The 16,948-nt window shown below is 65.8% G+C and carries 17 protein-coding genes; 5 read left to right on the forward strand and 12 right to left on the reverse strand.

Features of this window, described 5'->3' with window-relative positions:
• Positions 1-42 precede the first annotated feature (42 nt).
• Positions 43-1,101, reverse strand: a complete 1,059-nt coding sequence (locus ABE473_RS01050) for an alpha/beta hydrolase (RefSeq protein ID WP_346488144.1) — start codon at positions 1,099-1,101, stop codon at positions 43-45.
• A 106-nt stretch (positions 1,102-1,207) separates the two neighbouring features.
• Between ABE473_RS01050 and ABE473_RS01055 the strand changes: the two genes are divergently transcribed.
• A complete protein-coding gene (locus ABE473_RS01055) occupies positions 1,208-2,101 on the forward strand; it encodes a LysR family transcriptional regulator (RefSeq protein WP_346488145.1) in 894 nt (297 codons plus the stop codon).
• A 3-nt stretch (positions 2,102-2,104) separates the two neighbouring features.
• Here ABE473_RS01055 and ABE473_RS01060 read toward each other — a convergent pair whose 3' ends face one another.
• The 5 genes from ABE473_RS01060 to ABE473_RS01080 form a co-directional block, all read right to left on the reverse strand.
• Entirely contained in the window at positions 2,105-2,590 is a 486-nt protein-coding gene (locus ABE473_RS01060; protein WP_346488146.1) for a DUF2165 family protein, read from the reverse strand.
• Between the two features lie 182 nt (positions 2,591-2,772).
• Positions 2,773-3,120, reverse strand: coding sequence for an RcnB family protein (locus ABE473_RS01065; protein ID WP_346488147.1), 348 nt, complete (start codon positions 3,118-3,120; stop codon positions 2,773-2,775).
• Positions 3,121-3,445: 325 nt separating this feature from the next.
• Positions 3,446-4,768: a serine hydrolase domain-containing protein gene (locus ABE473_RS01070; RefSeq protein WP_346488283.1), complete on the reverse strand. Its 1,323-nt coding sequence runs from the start codon at positions 4,766-4,768 to the stop codon at positions 3,446-3,448.
• Positions 4,731-4,817 (reverse strand): excalibur calcium-binding domain-containing protein, encoded by an 87-nt coding sequence (locus ABE473_RS01075; protein WP_346488284.1) that lies wholly within the window; start codon positions 4,815-4,817, stop codon positions 4,731-4,733. Before ABE473_RS01075 ends, ABE473_RS01070 begins: the two co-directional genes overlap by 38 nt.
• Before the next feature lie 220 nt (positions 4,818-5,037).
• Entirely contained in the window at positions 5,038-5,934 is an 897-nt protein-coding gene (locus ABE473_RS01080) for a LysR substrate-binding domain-containing protein (RefSeq protein ID WP_346488148.1), read from the reverse strand.
• Between the two features lie 103 nt (positions 5,935-6,037).
• Here ABE473_RS01080 and ABE473_RS01085 point away from each other — a divergent pair, with 103 nt between their 5' ends.
• On the forward strand, positions 6,038-6,436 hold the full coding sequence (locus tag ABE473_RS01085; RefSeq protein WP_346488149.1) for a tautomerase family protein: 399 nt from the start codon (positions 6,038-6,040) through the stop codon (positions 6,434-6,436).
• On the forward strand, positions 6,433-6,993 hold the full coding sequence (locus ABE473_RS01090) for a DUF4865 family protein (RefSeq protein WP_346488150.1): 561 nt from the start codon (positions 6,433-6,435) through the stop codon (positions 6,991-6,993). Before ABE473_RS01085 ends, ABE473_RS01090 begins: the two co-directional genes overlap by 4 nt.
• A gap of 82 nt (positions 6,994-7,075) precedes the next feature.
• Here the strand turns inward: ABE473_RS01090 and ABE473_RS01095 are convergent, their stop codons facing one another.
• The 3 genes from ABE473_RS01095 to ABE473_RS01105 are packed head-to-tail and all read right to left on the reverse strand — an operon-like array spanning position 7,076 to position 11,183.
• Complete coding sequence (locus ABE473_RS01095; RefSeq protein WP_346488151.1) at positions 7,076-8,053, reverse strand: DUF2268 domain-containing putative Zn-dependent protease; 978 nt, start codon at positions 8,051-8,053, stop codon at positions 7,076-7,078.
• Positions 8,054-8,110: 57 nt separating this feature from the next.
• Positions 8,111-9,493, reverse strand: a complete 1,383-nt coding sequence (locus ABE473_RS01100) for an aldehyde dehydrogenase family protein (protein WP_346488152.1) — start codon at positions 9,491-9,493, stop codon at positions 8,111-8,113.
• A gap of 34 nt (positions 9,494-9,527) precedes the next feature.
• On the reverse strand, positions 9,528-11,183 hold the full coding sequence (locus tag ABE473_RS01105; protein WP_346488153.1) for an acetolactate synthase large subunit: 1,656 nt from the start codon (positions 11,181-11,183) through the stop codon (positions 9,528-9,530).
• A gap of 114 nt (positions 11,184-11,297) precedes the next feature.
• Between ABE473_RS01105 and ABE473_RS01110 the strand changes: the two genes are divergently transcribed.
• Together ABE473_RS01110 and ABE473_RS01115 are read left to right on the forward strand one after the other, a co-directional pair.
• Positions 11,298-12,485 carry a DUF6708 domain-containing protein gene (locus tag ABE473_RS01110; protein ID WP_346488154.1) on the forward strand — a complete coding sequence of 396 codons (1,188 nt, stop codon included), beginning with the start codon at positions 11,298-11,300 and terminating at the stop codon, positions 12,483-12,485.
• Positions 12,486-12,618: 133 nt separating this feature from the next.
• Positions 12,619-13,812: a membrane dipeptidase gene (locus ABE473_RS01115; protein ID WP_346488155.1), complete on the forward strand. Its 1,194-nt coding sequence runs from the start codon at positions 12,619-12,621 to the stop codon at positions 13,810-13,812.
• On the opposite strand, the gene ABE473_RS01120 is transcribed toward ABE473_RS01115, so the two are convergent.
• From ABE473_RS01120 to ABE473_RS01130, 3 genes are all read right to left on the reverse strand, one after another.
• Positions 13,793-14,974, reverse strand: a complete 1,182-nt coding sequence (locus tag ABE473_RS01120; RefSeq protein WP_346488156.1) for an MFS transporter — start codon at positions 14,972-14,974, stop codon at positions 13,793-13,795. The genes ABE473_RS01115 and ABE473_RS01120 overlap by 20 nt on opposite strands.
• Before the next feature lie 101 nt (positions 14,975-15,075).
• Positions 15,076-16,029 carry a LysR substrate-binding domain-containing protein gene (locus ABE473_RS01125; RefSeq protein WP_346488157.1) on the reverse strand — a complete coding sequence of 318 codons (954 nt, stop codon included), beginning with the start codon at positions 16,027-16,029 and terminating at the stop codon, positions 15,076-15,078.
• Positions 15,978-16,898: a hypothetical protein gene (locus tag ABE473_RS01130; RefSeq protein WP_346488158.1), complete on the reverse strand. Its 921-nt coding sequence runs from the start codon at positions 16,896-16,898 to the stop codon at positions 15,978-15,980. The genes ABE473_RS01125 and ABE473_RS01130 overlap by 52 nt, the downstream gene beginning before the upstream one ends.
• Positions 16,899-16,948: the final 50 nt, after the last annotated feature.

Below are 16,948 nucleotides of genomic sequence, written 5' to 3' on the forward strand. Positions count from 1 at the left end.
CGCCGCCCCAGTTGCCCTTGTCCACGGTGGTGTCGGGACGACTCATTTCCCGGCCAGGCTCTGCTGGAAGAACGTCGTGAGCTTGGCGAACGGAATCAGGTCGGCGCGGTCATACAGGTCCACGTGCCCGGCACCCTTCACCCAGTAGAGCTCCTTCGGTTCGCCGGCCCGCCGATATGCGTCTTCGCTGAACTCACGGGAGTGCGCGGTGTCGCCGGAGATGAAAAGCATCGGCCGTGGCGAAAGGGTCTCGATGTCGTTGAACGGATGGAAGTTGATGAACTTTACCAGGCTGCTGAACAGCGGCTGCGTGGTCAGTTCAGGGCGCTCGCCGGCGGCCGCGTAAGCGCCGCGCGGCGTGCGGTAGAAGTCGAAGAATTCGCGCTGCACGTCCGGGGTATCGGGTTCGAGCGTGTTCACGGTCCCGGGCACATACACGCGCTGCCCGCCCTTGAACTCCACCAGACGCTGCTGCGCGGCCGCCTGGATCATCGCGTTCCGCTGCTCCAGCGATTGCGCATTGTTCAGCCCCTGGCGCACGGCGGCGCCCATGTCGTACATGCTGACCGTCGCGATGGCCTTGATCCGCGGGTCGATCTTCGCCGCGCTGATCACGAAGCTGCCGCTGCCACAGATGCCCAGGCCGCCCACCCGTTCCGGGTCCACGAACGACTGCGTGCTCAGGAAGTCCACGGCCGCACTGATGTCGTCCGAGTAGATTTCCGGCGATACCAGGTGACGCGGCGTGCCCGCACTTTCACCCCAGAAGGACAGGTCGATCGCGAGCGTCACGAAGCCCTGTTCGGCCAGCTTCTGTGCGTACAGCTGCGCGCTCTGTTCCTTCACCGCGCCCATCGGGTGACCGACCACCACGGCTGGCGCGCGGCCATCGCGTCCCGGACCCTTGGGCCTGTACAGCGTGCCCACCACCTCCATCTGGTACTGATTCTTGAACCGGACGCGCTCGCCCGTCACCCGGTCGCTCCTGTAGAAATTGTCCGCCGCCGTGGTCCTGGTGGCCGCTGGCGCGTCAGCCGCCCACGCGGAATGTGGAACGAGGGGGCTGGCGAGCAGTGCCAGCAGCAGCGTGGTGGGTTTCATGCGGACCGCCTCTGGAGGAGTGAGGACGCCACGATAGGCCCGGGCCGTTACCGCGATAAGCCGGCTGAAAGTTGATGCATTACTGAGTTGAGCTCACAATTGGCCCATGAGCGCAGTGAAGACCAACGACCTGCAAGCCTTCCTGGTGGTGGCGCAGGAGCAGAGTTTCACCAAGGCGGCGGCTCGCCTGGGCGTCACCCCGTCTGCGTTGAGCCATTCGATGCGGCTGCTGGAAGAGCGCCTGGGCATCCGGCTGCTGGCCCGGACCACGCGCAATGTCTCCCCGACCGAGGCGGGCGAGCGCCTGATGCGCTCCATCGCCCCGCACTTCGAGGCCATCGGCGCAAGCGTCGAGGCACTCGGCGACCTGCGCGACCGCCCGGCCGGGACGCTGCGGATCTCCTGCACGGATGACTCGATGGAGACCATCATCCGTCCCCGCCTGGCCGGGTTCCTTGCCGAGTATCCGGACATCACGCTCGAGTTCTACGTCGACTACGGCTTCACCAATGTGGTGGAACAACGTTTCGACGCCGGCATCCGGCTGGGCGAGGCGCTGAGCAAGGACATGATCGCGGTCCGGGTGGGTCCTGATTGGCGGCTGGTCGTGGTGGGGTCTCCCGATTACTTCGAGGCGCATCCCAAGCCCAGGAAACCTGCCGACATCACGCGGCACCGTTGCGTGAACATCCGGCACCGCCCGAACGGCGCCATCTATGCCTGGGAGTTCGACGAGAAGGGCAAGGAATTCACCGTGCGTGGCGACGGGCCGCTGGTGTTCAACAGCATGGTCCACGTCATCAATGCCGCACTCGACGGGCTGGGCCTGGCGTATGCGCCCGAGCCCATGGTGGCCGATCACATTGCCGAGGGGCGGCTGGTGGCCGTCCTGGACAAGTGGTGTGTGCCCTTCCCCGGCTATCACCTCTACTATCCGAACCGTCGCCAACCCTCGCCGGCATTCTCCGCGTTGGTCGCGTGGCTCAAACGGGATGCCTAGCGCTCACGCCCATGAGCCGTTGAACAGGAAGAATGCGCCCAGGATCCAGACAAGCAGCATCAGGTGCCCGCGCTGCAGGTCGTCCTGACGGATCCAGTACGCAAACCAGAGTCCGCCGAGGTGCATGGCGAGCAGCAGGAGGGCGAAGAAACTCAGCGCCAGGTTCAACCACGGACGGGCCTGATCAATGCCGCTCGCAAACAGAAGCAGACAGCATCCCATCGCCATCGCTGAAAGCGCGAGGAGCTTCAGGGCCAGCAGCGCAAGTGCTGCGATTCTGCTCAGGACACTGGACGTCACCGCACGCGTCGCAAGCGCCGTTTCTACCGGCGGTGCCTGCCGCAGGAGTGCCATGGACAGGGTGATGCCCACCGCTCCGGCCAGTTCGCGGAATGCTCTGATGTTGTCGATGACGGCGATTGCCAGCCAGACAGTCAAGCCCGTCGCGTAGACGGCTTGGAACAGCCAGATCGACGTCGGCAACGACATGGGGAATCCATCCTGAGGAAGCTGGGCTGAGCAGCCTATTACCTCAACCGCGATTCAGGTCAACAGCGACCTCTTCCCCATTCGCGCGAAACCCCAGCCCGACCTCATCGAGGCGAGGGCTGGGGCAGTCTGACAGTGAGAAGCCACGACCGCGCCGTGGCTGGCACCCGGGGTGCGCGTTCTTATCGGTGCAGTGCGTCGATGATCACGCCGGTTGCGATCTCCACCAGCAAGTACTCGGTATCCGACTGTCGAACCCAGCGCTGACCGCGACCAGGATCCCGCAGACGATAATGCGCGTAGTCGTCCACCCAGTAGCGGCGGTCGACCTCAGCCCAAGGCAGCCTCTCCCCGCGTCGCCATGCCTTTTTCTGCCATCCCGGCGGTGGGGCATCGCGGTTGTGGGGGCCGCCGGCGTGAGGGGGTGGACCATTGCCCCGTGCATGGTGCGGCGGGTCGGCCCAGGCGGGGGCTGTGGTCATCGCCACTGCGGCCGTCAACGTAATGCCAAGCAAGCGTCGGATTTTCATAGGACAGCCTCCACTTCGGCCGCAGCGTGCGGCGTCACAGCGGCGAATATAGGCCGCTGCGTGTGAACGGATCGGGGCGGCCTGCCTTGACGTCATGGGAGCTCCGGTACCTTCTCGACCCGCGCCTCCCCATTCAGCCTGCCGCTTCCAGCGTGCTGTCTGGCATGACAAGCCGTGAGGCGCAATCGTACTTCACCGCGAACGTGACCAGCAGTAGCGGCAGAGTGAGGTTTCACCGGGTTTCATGGCAGCGATGCCGCGGCTGACCAGGAAAACCAGAAGCGCCCAGACCCACACAGGGGCATGCACCAACCCACCACAGGTGTCAGGCATCCGGAATTACTTCACCCTTGCCAGCGCGGTTCTCCCGCGCCGCGATTTTCTCCACCAACGTATCGATCGCTGTTTCCATGGCGCGCGCAGTCTGGTCGCCGCTCTGGTTGGTGATCACGAAGATGCCGAGGTCGTACTTCGGCAGGATATAGACATAGCACTGCGAGCGCGGCACGCCACCATGGTGCGCATAGTAAGTACCCTTCAGGGGGTCGCCACGGACGATGTTCCAGAAGTAGCCGATGCTGGACTCGGCATCAAAGGTGACCAGGGTACGATGCGATTCCTTTGCCACGGGCCCGTCGGCCAGCTGGAACTTCAGGTACTTCACCATGTCGGGAAGCGTCGCCTTTGCGTTCCCGGATGCACCCCACGGCAACTGTGGCATCGGCGTGGTCGGTACTGGGTTGTCGCTGTGATAGCCGACCGCAAGACGGGGCGCCTCCTCATCGCTCAGCCTGATCCTGAGGCCCGTCATCGCCGCAGCGTCGCCGAGGTATGCGCGCAACAGCGACTCGTAATCCTTCTTGTAGACCACTTCCAGGACATGTGCCGTCAGCTCCGTCCCGGCACTGGAATAGCCGTAATCCTTCCCCGGCACCCGGGGAATCTCGACCGTGTGCAGGTCCCGGAGGAAGTCCGCCTTGTCGTAGTGCGCATAGACGGCATTGAGCGCGTCGGGCGTACGGTGATCCGTAAAGTCGGCGAGCACCGTGTTCGCGCGTTCCGGCAACATGTTTGGCAAGCCACTGGTGTGCGACAGCAGGTGCCGGATGCGGATGGGGTCGCCTTCGTACTGCAGATTCGGATAGTCACCCTGCAGATACATCCGAACGTCGTCGTCCAGCCCCACCCTCCCGTCCCGCACGGCATTGGCCATCAGGGTGCCGGCCAGGGTCTTGCTCAACGAACCGATTTCGTAGAGGGTCGCATCGGTCGGCGCGCCCGGCTTCCCGGCTTCCATGTCGCCGCGATGCCGGATGAACGCCTTGCCCCGATACACGACGCCGATCGAGGCTGAGTGGAGCAAGGGCTGCTCGACCAGCGCTGCGGCGACCTCATCGATCTCCGCCCCGAGATCCTTCGCTGGGCCCTTTCCGCCCGCGCAGCCCGCGGCAAAAAGCGCGGCGGACAGAACGAGGCAGCGCAACCACGCACTACTGGGAACACTCATGGACGTCGCGTGCATGCGTAGGCGCTTGAGGAGGATGTGGCAGAGCGCGATCTTAGAGGTGCTGGGGCCCTGCAACAAGGCGATGTCCATGGTGGGCGGCGCCCTACTTGCGGCCACGGTAAGGCTCACACCCAATGCCATCGTTGTCGCGGTCAAGGTGAGGCCCATATCCAGGGTCTCCGCGGCGCACGGGTGCCGCGCCGGCTGCACGAGCTTCAGCACAGTTGAAAATGTTCGAGCCCTCGCGGCGGGAACAGGAGCATGCCGCCCCCCGTCAGGCTGTCCTACCTGGCGGCAAGGCTATCACGCAGGTAGCTCGTCCTCTCGCGCTACCTGTGCATACCTGTGCAGGCTGTATGAACTGGGCGCGGTCTACGACGCCCTCGGCTACAGGTCCACCAGAGAGCTGCTCACCGCAACAGCCAACCGCCAGGCAGCGACGCGTGCAACGCCTGCTCGATGATGTCGGCCAGATGCGCGGCCGGTGCGCTGTTCTGCTGCGGCGCGCGGTGCAGTGCCAAGCCCAGCGACGGCAGCGGCGGCAGCCCATGCGCACCGGCGGGTAGTGCGCGCAGCGTGGTTGGCAGTCCGATCGGCGTGCGCAGCGCGACGCCGAGCCCGGCGGCGGTGGCTGCCCACAAGCCACCCAGACTGGGGCTGGTGAAGGCCAGCCGCCACGCGATGCCGTGCCGGTCCAGTGCCTCGCAGGCCAGGGTACGCATCAGGCACGGTGCCTCCAGTGCGATCAGCGGCAACGGCTCGTCGTTGTTGCGGTGCCAGTGTGGGCCGCCGTCGGCCGCGCTCAGCCAGCACAGCGGTACCGTCGCGATCCGCGCCGCTGCGGCATTGCCCTCGTCCCACGCCAGTGCCAGGTCGAGCTGGCCGCTGGCCACCTTGTCCAGCAGCTCGGCATTGCGTGCGATGCGACCCTCGATGCGCACCTGCGGATGGGCCTGTGCGAACTGCCCCAGCACCTGCGGCAGCACGTTTTGCCCGAAGTCCTCCTGGATGCCCAGCCGCACCCAGCCCTGCAGTGGCTCGCGGTGCAGCGCCGCGACCGCCTCGTCGTTGAGCCCGAGCATGCGCCGCGCGTAGGACAGCAGCACCTCGCCCTCCCCGGTCAGGCCCAGCCCGCGGCCGGAGCGGCGCAGCAGCGGCACCCCGGCCTGCTCTTCAAGTTTCTTCAACTGTGCGCTCACCGCCGAGGTGGAGCGGCCCAGCCGGTCGGCGGCGCGCGCGTACGAACCGGCATCCAGGCCGGTCACGAAACTGCGCAGCGCATCCATGTCGAGATTGGTCAGACGCATATGACTGTTCCATATTCCGGGATTGGCGATCCCGAATAATCCGATTTTCAGGACGCCCCAGGCAGGCGAGAGTACACCTCCCCGCCCCGCTTCGGAGCTCTCCGTGCCCATTACCCGCGTCTCGCTCCTCGCCGGCCGTTCGCCGGCCTACCTCGGGGCGCTCACCAACGCCCTGGACCGCGCACTGGTCGAAAGCTTCCAGGTACCGCCACACGACCGGTTCGTGGCCGTGCACCAGCATGCCCCCGGCGAACTGGTGTTCGACCGGCATTACCGTGGCGGCCCGCGCTCGGACCAGTACGTGCTGTTCCATATCACCACCGGCAAGCCGCGCAGCGCCGCGACCAAAGCGGCGTTCTTCCGGCGATTGGTTGATGAGCTGGAACAGGCGCCGGGCATTCCCGCCCAGGATGTGATGGTGGTGATCGCCGAATCGGGCTGGGAGGACTGGTCGTTCGGTGGCGGCATTTCGGCGGCCGATGACAGCGGGACAGCACCATGATCGCCATGCAATACAGCGTCGTTCTGGACGACGCCCATGACATGGCGCAGATCGACCGTCGCATCACCGACAAGGGGCCGCTGTTCGACGGTTACCCGCAACTGCGCATGAAGGCCTGGCTCAGTGCGCGCCGGCAGGCGGGTGTGCACGGCAGCGTCAATCTGTACGCGCCGTTCTATCTGTGGGCAACACCGCAGGGTCAAACCGACTTTCTGGCCAGCCCGCCATTTGCCACGCTGTGCCGCGACCTGGGCCGGCCGGCGGTGCAGACCTGGTTGCCGTGGCATGCCGAACTGGCGCCGGGGCTGGCGCAGGCGCGCCACGCCAGCCGCACCATCACCCCGATCAGCGCCGATGCTGATCTGGCGGCACTGCGCGCCCAGGCCGTTGCCGAGGCGCGCGATGCGATCGCACGCGGCGCGCTGGCGGTGGTAAATGGGTTCGATCCCGCTGGCTGGACTCAGCTGCGCCTCCAGCTATGGAAGCAGGCTCCTGTCCTGGAGGACGCGGCGGCGCAGGCATATGCAGTCGGGCATGTGTCGTTGCCGACCGCGTGAATACGCCGGGCCTGCCGCATCCGACCAATCTTGCGAGGATGATCAGAGCATCGCTGGAGAACGTCTCGCGGCCTCACGACTATCACTCGATCACCACGCCCGGCTTCCAGCCACTGCCTGCCAGGATGGTGTGGGGGTCGCCCATCGTGATGATCTCCTTGAGCGCCTGACGCTTGTCTTTGGCATTGAAATAGTATGCTTTGACGATGCGATAGCCGACCCAGTAACCGATGTCCTGTGGATTGGATGCGGAGGAGTTGTACAACCAGTTTGACAGATCGGTTGATCCCATCTCTGCCTGGAATTTTGACTCGATTTCCAGCTCCCGCCCCTTCACCAGGTCAGCCATGTAAGCGTAGGCGACATCACCGGTAAGCAGCTCCGTCAAAAATTCGGCTGAGCCTTCGACAAGCGATACATCAAGAACCGTGGGGTCTGGCTTGTCGGTCAGCGCGGGATTCTGCTGGACATGGACGAATTCATGGACCATGACGCGCACGAAGCGATCTTCGACATCCGGGTTGATGAAGGTGGTCGCGCACAGCGCCTCCAGTCCGATATTGATGCCGTCATTGGGGCCCGCGACAGCAACGGGGCGCCCGCGCCCTACCGAAACCGTCACCGCCGGAAACCGGGCGCCAGCGTACATTTCTGAGAAGAGACTCAACGCGCGGCCCACGCGGATCCTGGCGGCAGGGAGCACCGTGGCGCACTTGCGTGCGTCGACATAGATTTCCGGTCTATCGGCGATGGCTTTGGCGATGCGCTCCCCGGTGATATTGCGGATGCGGGCGAAGTGCTTCAAGCCTTCGGACCCCATCGCCAGATAGTCGCGCTGCAGCTGATCCGCTGTCGGCTTGCCATCGGAAGCCTCGTAGATCGCATAGAAGCGGTCGACGTCGCTGGTCACCACAAGCGGCTCAGCGCCGGCTGGAGAAACCAGCATCGCTTGCGCGGCCCCAAGTCCAAGAACGATGAGGGCGGTCGCTGCCTTCCGTGGTACAACCCGGCGCGCAGGGTCAGCGAGTGCGGTCATGCGCAGGTGGTGCAGAGACGACATGGAGATACCTCTCGGAGGATGGATTCATGGGTGACGTCCCCGGCCGGCACGCCTCGCTCAGCTCCTGCGCATCAGGACCATCTTCTCCTGCGACATGTCCCGCATCGTGTACGGAATGCCCCCCGTGCCGTAGCCCGACTCGCGGCGGCCGGCGAAGGGCATCCAGTCGGTGCGGAACGCCGTGGGGTCGTTGATCATCACGGCCGAGGCATCCAGCCGGTTGGCGGCGCGCAGGGCGACGTCGATATCCTGGGCGAACACGCTGGCCTGGAATGCAGTGGGCAGGGAGTTGGCACGCGCGATCGCCTCGTCAAGATCGGTGTAGCGATAGACCGCCACCACCGGGCCGAAGATCTCCTGCGTGGTCACCCGCGCGTCGCTGGCCGGATCGAGCAGTACGGTGGGCTGCAGCGTGGTCTCCGAGAGGCGCTTGCCGCCCGTGGCGAGCTGCGCGCCGCCGCGCACGGCGTCCTCGATCCATTCGGTGACGCGGTCCGCCTCGCGTGGCTGGATCAGCGGGCCCACCTCGGTGTCCTTCAGCGTGGGATCGCCGGTGCGCAGGCATTCGACCCGGGCGATGAGGGCCTGGGTGAAGTCATCGGCAACCGCGTCGTGGACGAAGATGCGCTGCGTGGAGACGCACACCTGGCCCGCATGGTAGTAGCCACCCTTGACGATCGGCTCGATGACCTTGGCCAGATCGGCACTGCGGTCGACGATGGCCGGCGCAACGCCGCCATGCTCCAGCGCCGAACGTGCACCGTGTGCCAGCTTGGCATGCAGCGACCACCCTACCCGCGCCGAGCCGATGAAGCTCAGGAAGGCAATACGGCGGTCCGTGGCCAAGGCCTCGGCCAGATCGTTGCCTTCCGGGAGGAAGCTCTGGCACCACGGTTCGGGCAGTCCGGCTTCATGCACCATCGCCACGAATTCCAGGCAGGACAGCGGCGTTGCCGAGGCCGGCTTGATGATGACCGGGCAACCGACCGCGATGGCCGGTGCAACCTGGTGGACGATGAGGTTCAGCGGGTGGTTGAACGCCGAGATCGCCGCCACGACGCCGATCGGCTCGCGGGTGGTGAACGCCCAGCGTCCCTCCGACGCTGCCGACAGCCCCATCGGTATTTCGCGGCCGGCAAAGTTGCGCAGCTCATCGGCGGCGTTGTGGACGCCATCGATGGCGCGCGTGGTCTCGATGATGGCATCCGGCAGCGGCTTGCCACCCTCGCGGGCAATCTGCAGGGCGAGGTGGTCGCGCCTGGCGTCCATCAAGGCGGCAAGCCTGCGCAGGATCGCGATGCGCGCGTGCGGCGCAAGCCAGCCGTCGCGGTCCTTGAAGACCCGCTCGGCGGCGCTGAGCTTGTGCTCCAGCGCGGTGGCAGTGTCGAAGCCGATTTCTGCGATCGGGGCGCGGTCGAAGGCCTGTACGACGGTCAACATGCGGGACTCCTTGAGGGTGTGGCATCGGAGGCGATCATGCGCAGACCACGTTCGGGGTGCGGTTGCGCAGTTCATCCACCAGCACGCGGGTGTTCTCGGAATAGTCGATGGGCACGTCCAGCACGTGGACGCCGCCGCCCGCGAAGGCGGCTTCGATCATCGGCACCAACTGGTCGACGGCCGTCACCCGGCTGCCCTTCGCGCCGTAGGCCTCGGCATACTTCACGAAATCAGGATTGCCAAAGCGCATCCCGAAATCCTCGAAGCCATCCACCGCCTGCTTCCAGCGGATCATGCCGTAGGCACTGTCGTTGAGGATCACCACGACCAGGTTGAGCCCGAGCCGGACGGCGGTTTCCATCTCCTGCGAGTTCATCATGAAGCCGCCATCGCCGCACACGGCCATGACGCGCCGCTGCGGGTACAGCATCGCGGCCATCATGGCGGACGGCAGGCCGGCCCCCATCGTGGCCAGCGCATTGTCGACCAGCAGCGTGTTGGCGACATGCGTGCGGTAGTTGCGCGCGAACCAGATCTTGTACATGCCATTGTCGAGGCAGACGATGCCGTCGTCCGGCATGGACTGGCGCACGTCATGCACCAGCCGCTGCGGCGTCACCGGGAAACGGTCCTCCTCCGCGCGGTCGTTGAGCCGGGCCAGGATGTTCTGGCGCAGCTCGATCATGCCGTCATCGGCCGTCAGGCGCCCTTCCAGGCGCCCGGCCAGGGCATCCACCGAGGGGCCGATATCGCCCAGCACCTCGATGTCGGGGTGGTAGACCTGCTCGACCGTGGCCGACTGGAAGCTGATATGGATGACCTTGGGGCCACCGCCGCTCTTCATCAGGAACGGGGGCTTTTCAACGGTGTCATGGCCGATGGCGATGATCAGGTCCGCGCGGGCGACGGCCTCATGTACATAGTCGCCCTCGGAGAGCGCGGCCGTGCCCATGTAGAGGTTGGAGCCGCCGGTCACCGCACCCTTGCCCATCTGCGTGTTGAAGAACGGCAGCCGGGTGCGCGCCACGAACGCGGACAGCGCCTCGGTGAGCCACGGCCGGCTTGCGGCCGCGCCGATCATCACCAGCGGCCGCTTGGCCGCGAGGATGGCGGCTTCCGCCCTATCCAGCGCGGCAGCAGGCGCGATCGGACGTTCCAGGGGATGCACGGGAATGACGGGCACATCTTCCACTTCCTCACCGGCGACATCCTCCGGGAGCTCCAGGTGTACCGGGCCCGGGCGTTCTTCCATCGCCACGCGGAACGCATCCCGGACCGTGGCGGGAATCGCGGCCGGGCTGACGATCTGGCGCGTCATTTTCGTGAGTGGCTTCATCGACGCCACGATGTCCACGATCTGGAAGCGCGCCTGCTTGGCGCTCATCACGGCCTTCTGCCCGGTGATGAGAATCATCGGCCACGCACCAAGGTGGGCATAGGCCGCGCCGGTCGAGAAGTTCAGTGCGCCCGGGCCGAGCGTGGCCAGGCACACGCCGGGCCGGCCGGTGAGCCGGCCGTGGGTAGCGGCCATGAAGGCGGCCGCCTGCTCGTGGCGGGTGAGGACGAGCTGGATGCGCGAGTTCCGCAGCGACTCCAGAAAGTCCAGGTTCTCCTCGCCCGGCACACCAAAGATGCGGTCCACGCCTTCGTTTTCCAGCGCTTTGACCAGTAGATCCGAGCCCTTCTGCATAGCGTTGATCCTTGCGGTGAGGATGGGCTCACTATACGCCGGGTTGTTTTCCCGCCCGGTGACAGTCGTTATCCCGTGTGAAATCATGCAACGTTGTCCATCCGGCAACAGCGCGTGTTCAAACGTCTCTTCAAGAGAAGCAACAAGGAGGTTGCGGCCGAACCAGGTCTCGACGTCCGCAGTCAACGTCCTTCAGCGGGTGAAATCCGGGTCGAAGGCCTGAGCGAAACCCTGTTCCTGTCGCCGTTGCCGGTTCACACCGGCCAGGTCCAGGCATCCCGTCGAAACTTCTCGGACGTGAATGATGTGTTCCTGGAGATGGGCGGAAGCAACTGGGGAACGGTCGAGGGAAGCAAATGGCTGGCCGGGGCCATCTCGTTGCTGGTGCTGATGGTCGTCGGCGTGCCGGCCCTGATGGTTCTGTACGGCGTGCTTGCCTATCCGCAGAACTGGCCGGATCCCTGGGGCGAGTTGAAAGCGTTCATCCAGGTCTTTGCGCTGGGGTCGCTTGGCGGCCTGCTTCCCTTGGGAGCATTCGCCTACGGCCTGCTCGGTGACACATTCAAGCGTGACAAGCCCTACCCCGTGCGCTTCAACCGCCAGCGCCGCGAAGTCTGCTACATCGACCGCAAGACCCGCCGCGTCCTGATCGTGCCATGGGAAAGCGTTGTCGCCTGGGTATCCAGTTCCCAGGGCGTGACCGCTTACGGCGCGACCCGCCAGTACACCTTCGGCATGGGGCTGGAGGATGAAGCGCTGGACAGGGTGCAGTTCATCCTGTTGTCCCAGCCGAGTGATTCGTACTCTCTGGGCATGTGGACGGCGATCCGCAACTACATGGAAGACCATCAGCAGTTCAATGCGCCGAACCGCTGGTTCAAGGCACTCGGCCTCACGCCGAGCGCGGATCGCCTGAAGACCTACGAGGGCATGCACACCTTCGAGATCGAGCGTGAGGATGCTCGCGCGATGGGGTCGCTGGACGATGGCGGCGACGATCTGACCCCGGAGCAACGGGAGAAGTACGGATACAGCACGCGCTCCTACTGGCCGCTTCGTCGCTGGTACCTCTGGCGCGTACTGACGTTCTGGAAGGCGCCTTATCTGCTGGCCGAATGGGTTCATCGCCGGGACCGACCTGTGCTGCCGGAAGCAGTGGTGGCCTGGTCCCAGGCACTGCCGGAAGCGCAATGGGCCACGCCCAGCGCCGCGCTTGTGAAAGCCAATCAGATCGTGAAAACGGCGATGGATAAACAGGGCGCGACCTTCGTCGATGCCTGCAAGGCAGCCGGACTGCAGTGAGGGGGCGGCCAGGAAGCGCCTGCATGCGCGGCTTCCGCTCGGTTGACAGGGTACTTCCGGGTGGCCGAGTCTTCGATCCAGCCACCATCGCGCCATCCCTCGGCCTCCAGCCACACCAGCAGGTACACACCCGATGAGCCTCGAGATTGACGCGATGACGAACGATGCCTTCGACGCCGAGCGATCGCGGCGACGTTTTCTGGGCGCCTGTGCGCTCGGTGCCGCCGGCGCCCTGCTGCTGCCGGCGCAGGCCGGCGCCGCTGCCCCGGCGGCTTCCGCACGCCCGCAGTGGCCGGGCTATCGGCGCGCCACCGTGATCGATGCGCTCAGTGGCGGCCCACTCGATACACGGGACACCACCGACTACGCGCCGCTGAGTGCACGTTCCCTGGCCGACGCGCGCGCCTCCGGGCTGACCGCCTGCACCATTACCGTCAGTGGCGTCGGCAGCTACCTCAACGACTACGCGTTGACGATGCGCAACATCGCCTACTGGAATGCGCAGCAGGCACTGCATGAGGACGCCCTGAGCCTTGTGCGTACCGGTGCGGACCTTGTCGATGCCAAACGCAGCGGGCGCCTCGGCATGATCTACGGCTTCCAGGATGCGACGCCGTTCGGCGAAGACAGTGAACGCTTCGATACCTTCCATGGCCTGGGCGTACGCGTCTACCAGCTCACCTACAATCGCCGCAATCTGGTCGGTGACGGCTGCCTCGAGCCGGCCAATGCAGGGCTGAGTCGATTCGGTCGCGAGCTGGTCGAGAAGATCGATGCCGGCCGAGGGCTGATCGATCTCTCGCATGCTGGCCAGCGCACCACGCTGGATGCGATCGCAGCGTCCAGGCACCCGGTCACGATCAGTCATACCGGCTGTGCCGCCCTCGCCGACAACCCGCGCAACAAGAGCGATGAGGAACTGCGCCAGCTTGCGGCACGGGGCGGAGTCGCGGGCATCTACCTGATGCCGTTCCTGCGCCAGCAGGGGCAGCCGACGGCAGAGGACCTGATCCGCCACATCGAACACGCCATCAACGTCTGTGGCGAGGAACACGTCTGCCTGGGCACCGATGGCATGATCTCCTCGATCGACCTGACCCCGGAGTACCGCGAGCGGCTGCGCGCCGTCGTCGAGGAGCGCGTCAGACTCGGCATCTCCGCGCCCGGTGAAAGCGGCGATGTGGTCACCTTCCTGCCCGACCTCAACCAGCCCGATCGCTTCGACCGCCTGGCGTTCCTGCTGTCCCGGCGCGGGCACAGTGACGCCCGCATCGAGAAGATCCTGGGCAGCAACTACGCACGGCTGTTCACGGACGTATGTGGATGATGGCGCTCATCCGTCGCCGCTGCAGATACAGCACGATGCCCGCCAGGAGCGCGGCCACGGCCCCTGCCAGCGGCACCGATGCCAGCGTCGCGTAGCTGATCGTCAGGCTGCCCACGGCGCCGCCCAGCGCGGTGCCCAGGTTGAACGAGGCGATGTTCAGTCCGGCCGCCACCGAGCTGTAGCCGGGAATGAAGTGCTGGGCCTGCTTGAGCAGGCGCAGGGTCAGCAGCGTCACGATGGAGAAGAAGCAGATGCCCAGTGTGCCGATCAGGAGCATCATCATGGCCGGCACACCTGCGAAGCTGTACAGCACGAGCAGATTCACCGCCAACGCGACCAGCGCCAGCCGGAGGCTGCGATCCCCATCCATGGCATCGCCGAGGAATCCGCCGAGCAGATTGCCTGCGATGGCGCAGACACCGAACAGCAGCATGCCCAGGCTCAGCCACTGCACGTCCACGCCGGTGACCTGCTGCAGATAGGGCGAGACGAAGGTGAAGAACGAGAACGTGGCGACGCTGACCAGCGCGCCGATGCCCGCCGTCATCAGCAGCTGCGGGTGGGTGATGGCCTGGATGCCCTTCCATGCGCCGCCTGGGGCGGACGGAGCAGCGGTCCCACCCCGCGGCATGCACAGCGCCAGGCCCAACATGCCGGTCACGCTGAGCGCCCCGATGGTCAGGAAGACCACCCGCCACGACCACACGCTGCCGAGGTAGGTTCCGATCGGAACGCCGAACGCCAGGGCCAGTGTCAGTCCGATCCAGACCACCGACAGCGCCCGGCCGGACCGCTGCGGCTCGACCAGTCGCGTGGCTGCGTCCGAGGCCACCGCCATGAACACGCCGTGGCCGAGGCCGACCACGAAGCGGATCACCAGCAGGGTCACCAGGTTCGGTGACGCACTCATCAGCACGCTGCCCAGCCCAAGCAATGCGGTGGCCAGCAGCAGGATCTGCCGGTCCCGCCAGTGGGCGACCAGGGCGGTGATGAAGGGTGCACCGATGGCCGCGCCCAGCGCATAGGCCGCGATGGCCGTGCCGACGAGGGAGATCCGCGCATCGAGATCATCGGCAATGGCGGTCAACAGGCCCGCGACAACGAATTCAGACAAACCGAACGCGAAGGCGCACAGCGAAAACACATAGATGGCAGCAGGCATTGCGGATCCTCGACGGCGGAGCTGCCGAAGACTAGTGCCTGCTGGGATGTGGGTGAAGGACCGTCTGCATACCGCGGCAAGATGCGGCGCGTCTCATCGCTTCAAGGCGGTGGCAGCGCCTGCAGCACGGCGTCGATCAGCCGGTCGCGGATCGCGGAGGCGCGGTTCTCGTTCCATGCCATGAACAGGTCCAACCGTGCCATGGCCTCGGGCGCATCGACCTGGAGCGGGCGGAACACAACATCCGGCCGTGCGTCCGTCGCCAACGAGGCGGGCAGCAGCGCGATGCCGAACCCGGCGGCCACCAGGGCGATCAAGGTCTGCATCTGCCGGCCGTGCTGCACGATGTCGGGCACGAACCCGGCGCCCTGGCACAGGCTGATGAGCTGGTCATGAAAGCCCTTGCCCAGGGTCCTCGGCGACGCAACGAACGCCTCGTCCCTGAGGGAAGCCAGGTCGACGGTCGGGCTTGCTTCAAGGCGATGGCCAACGGGCAGCGCCACGCAGATGGGTTCGCTCAACACCGCGGCCAAGCGCAGGTGCGGTGTCGTCGTTCCCGGTGCCCGCATGAAGCCGATGTCCGCCCTGCCCTGCTCCAGCGCGTTGATCTGCTCCTGGGTAGTGGCCTCCCGCATCGTGAAGGTGATGCCGGGGTTTGCCTGTCGAAACGTGCGCAGCACGCGCAGCAACGGGACATACGGGGCGATGTTGATGAAGGTCAGGGTGAGGTGACCTTCGATGCCCTGTGCGACCCGGCGCGTCTGCGCCACGCCCTCTTCGAGGGACTGCACCGTGCGGCGGGCGGTTTCAAGGAAGGCTGCGCCGGCCGGGGTCAGCGCCACGCTGCGATTGGTCCGTTCGAACAACGGCGCGCCCACGAGGCCTTCGAGCCGGCGGATGGCCTGGCTCAGCGGCGGCTGTGCCATGTGCAGCCGCTCGGCCGCGCGATTGAAATGCAGCTCCTCGGCCACGGCGATGAACTGCTGGAGCAGGCGGGTCTCGATCATCGGGGCGTCTCCGCTTCCATCAGCTCCCGGCGCTGGGCCTCGATCCATGCGTCGCCGGCGGCACGTGCCTGGGCATCCAGTTCCTTGTTCTGCCGCTCGATCTCCTGATACTCCGCCCATACCTCGGGTGTGATCGTGTCGAGTCGATGGTCGGAACGCAGCGCGATCGAGGGAGCGGCGCCCGTGGAGACCGTGAAGTTGTCGAACAGCCATTGCCGTCGCTGCTCGGGCGAGGCATGCAGCAGGTCGGGCTCCGCATAGGTCTGCATCGGCAGGGTCTGCTCGGCAAGCGGGGTATCCGAAGAAATCCGTGCCAGCCTGACGACGAGGCGCTCATGGTCCCGGTCCTTCCGGTACAGGGCGACGGTGTCGCCGTCGATCCACAGCGCATACCAGTACCCCGCGATGGGATGGACCTGGAAGGGCCGTTCACGGACCAGGATCAGGTCGCCGGGGTCCTGGTAAAACGCCCGCCAGCCCGGAGCGGCCGGGCGGATGCTGCAGTCGGCCGTCCCTTTCATGATCGTGTCCAGCGTCGGCGTGCCATTGCGTGCGGCAAGCCGCGTCGTCCAACAGCGTGAGCCGTCACGGTTATGCGAGGCGATCAGCACCGCGTCTTCGTCCAGCACCACGGCATCGGTATGCACGAACTGATCGCCCGCTGCGTCACGATCCTGCAGGAGCGCCGAGAATCCTTGATCGGACAGCCTGTTGCCGTCCACGTACAGCACGTACGTCGTGTAGTGCTGATACCGGCTGACGTTGATGTCCAGTCGGCTTTCGGTCACGGCCACGACCTTCAACGTGTCCGAGGACAGCACGGTTTCCCGGTGGGTCCGGGCACATCCCGTCAACAGCGGCGCCGCACACACCAGCAGCGCGGCGGAACGCAGGAGGGAATCCAGTCTGAAGCTCATCGCGCTGCGGCCTGCGGGTGTGGGGCGGACCCGTGCAAGCATATCTGCTT

Source organism: Stenotrophomonas sp. TWI700 (assembly GCF_039673645.1).
GTDB classification, from domain to species: Bacteria; Pseudomonadota; Gammaproteobacteria; order Xanthomonadales; family Xanthomonadaceae; genus Stenotrophomonas; species Stenotrophomonas maltophilia_AA.

What these genes read in the sequence shown, in the direction of transcription:
- ABE473_RS01090 (WP_346488150.1), top strand. Translation starts at nt 6,433, where the DNA reads ATGATCGCCATGCAATACAGCGTCGTTCTGGACGACGCCCATGACATG.
- ABE473_RS01095 (WP_346488151.1), bottom strand. Translation starts at nt 8,053, where the DNA reads ATGTCGTCTCTGCACCACCTGCGCATGACCGCACTCGCTGACCCTGCG.
- ABE473_RS01050 (WP_346488144.1), bottom strand. Translation starts at nt 1,101, where the DNA reads ATGAAACCCACCACGCTGCTGCTGGCACTGCTCGCCAGCCCCCTCGTT.
- ABE473_RS01055 (WP_346488145.1), top strand. Translation starts at nt 1,208, where the DNA reads ATGAGCGCAGTGAAGACCAACGACCTGCAAGCCTTCCTGGTGGTGGCG.
- ABE473_RS01105 (WP_346488153.1), bottom strand. Translation starts at nt 11,183, where the DNA reads ATGCAGAAGGGCTCGGATCTACTGGTCAAAGCGCTGGAAAACGAAGGC.
- ABE473_RS01115 (WP_346488155.1), top strand. Translation starts at nt 12,619, where the DNA reads ATGAGCCTCGAGATTGACGCGATGACGAACGATGCCTTCGACGCCGAG.
- ABE473_RS01125 (WP_346488157.1), bottom strand. Translation starts at nt 16,029, where the DNA reads ATGGATCGAGGCCCAGCGCCGGGAGCTGATGGAAGCGGAGACGCCCCG.
- ABE473_RS01130 (WP_346488158.1), bottom strand. Translation starts at nt 16,898, where the DNA reads ATGAGCTTCAGACTGGATTCCCTCCTGCGTTCCGCCGCGCTGCTGGTG.
- ABE473_RS01080 (WP_346488148.1), bottom strand. Translation starts at nt 5,934, where the DNA reads ATGCGTCTGACCAATCTCGACATGGATGCGCTGCGCAGTTTCGTGACC.
- ABE473_RS01060 (WP_346488146.1), bottom strand. Translation starts at nt 2,590, where the DNA reads ATGTCGTTGCCGACGTCGATCTGGCTGTTCCAAGCCGTCTACGCGACG.
- ABE473_RS01120 (WP_346488156.1), bottom strand. Translation starts at nt 14,974, where the DNA reads ATGCCTGCTGCCATCTATGTGTTTTCGCTGTGCGCCTTCGCGTTCGGT.
- ABE473_RS01065 (WP_346488147.1), bottom strand. Translation starts at nt 3,120, where the DNA reads ATGAAAATCCGACGCTTGCTTGGCATTACGTTGACGGCCGCAGTGGCG.
- ABE473_RS01100 (WP_346488152.1), bottom strand. Translation starts at nt 9,493, where the DNA reads ATGTTGACCGTCGTACAGGCCTTCGACCGCGCCCCGATCGCAGAAATC.
- ABE473_RS01070 (WP_346488283.1), bottom strand. Translation starts at nt 4,768, where the DNA reads ATGGCATTGGGTGTGAGCCTTACCGTGGCCGCAAGTAGGGCGCCGCCC.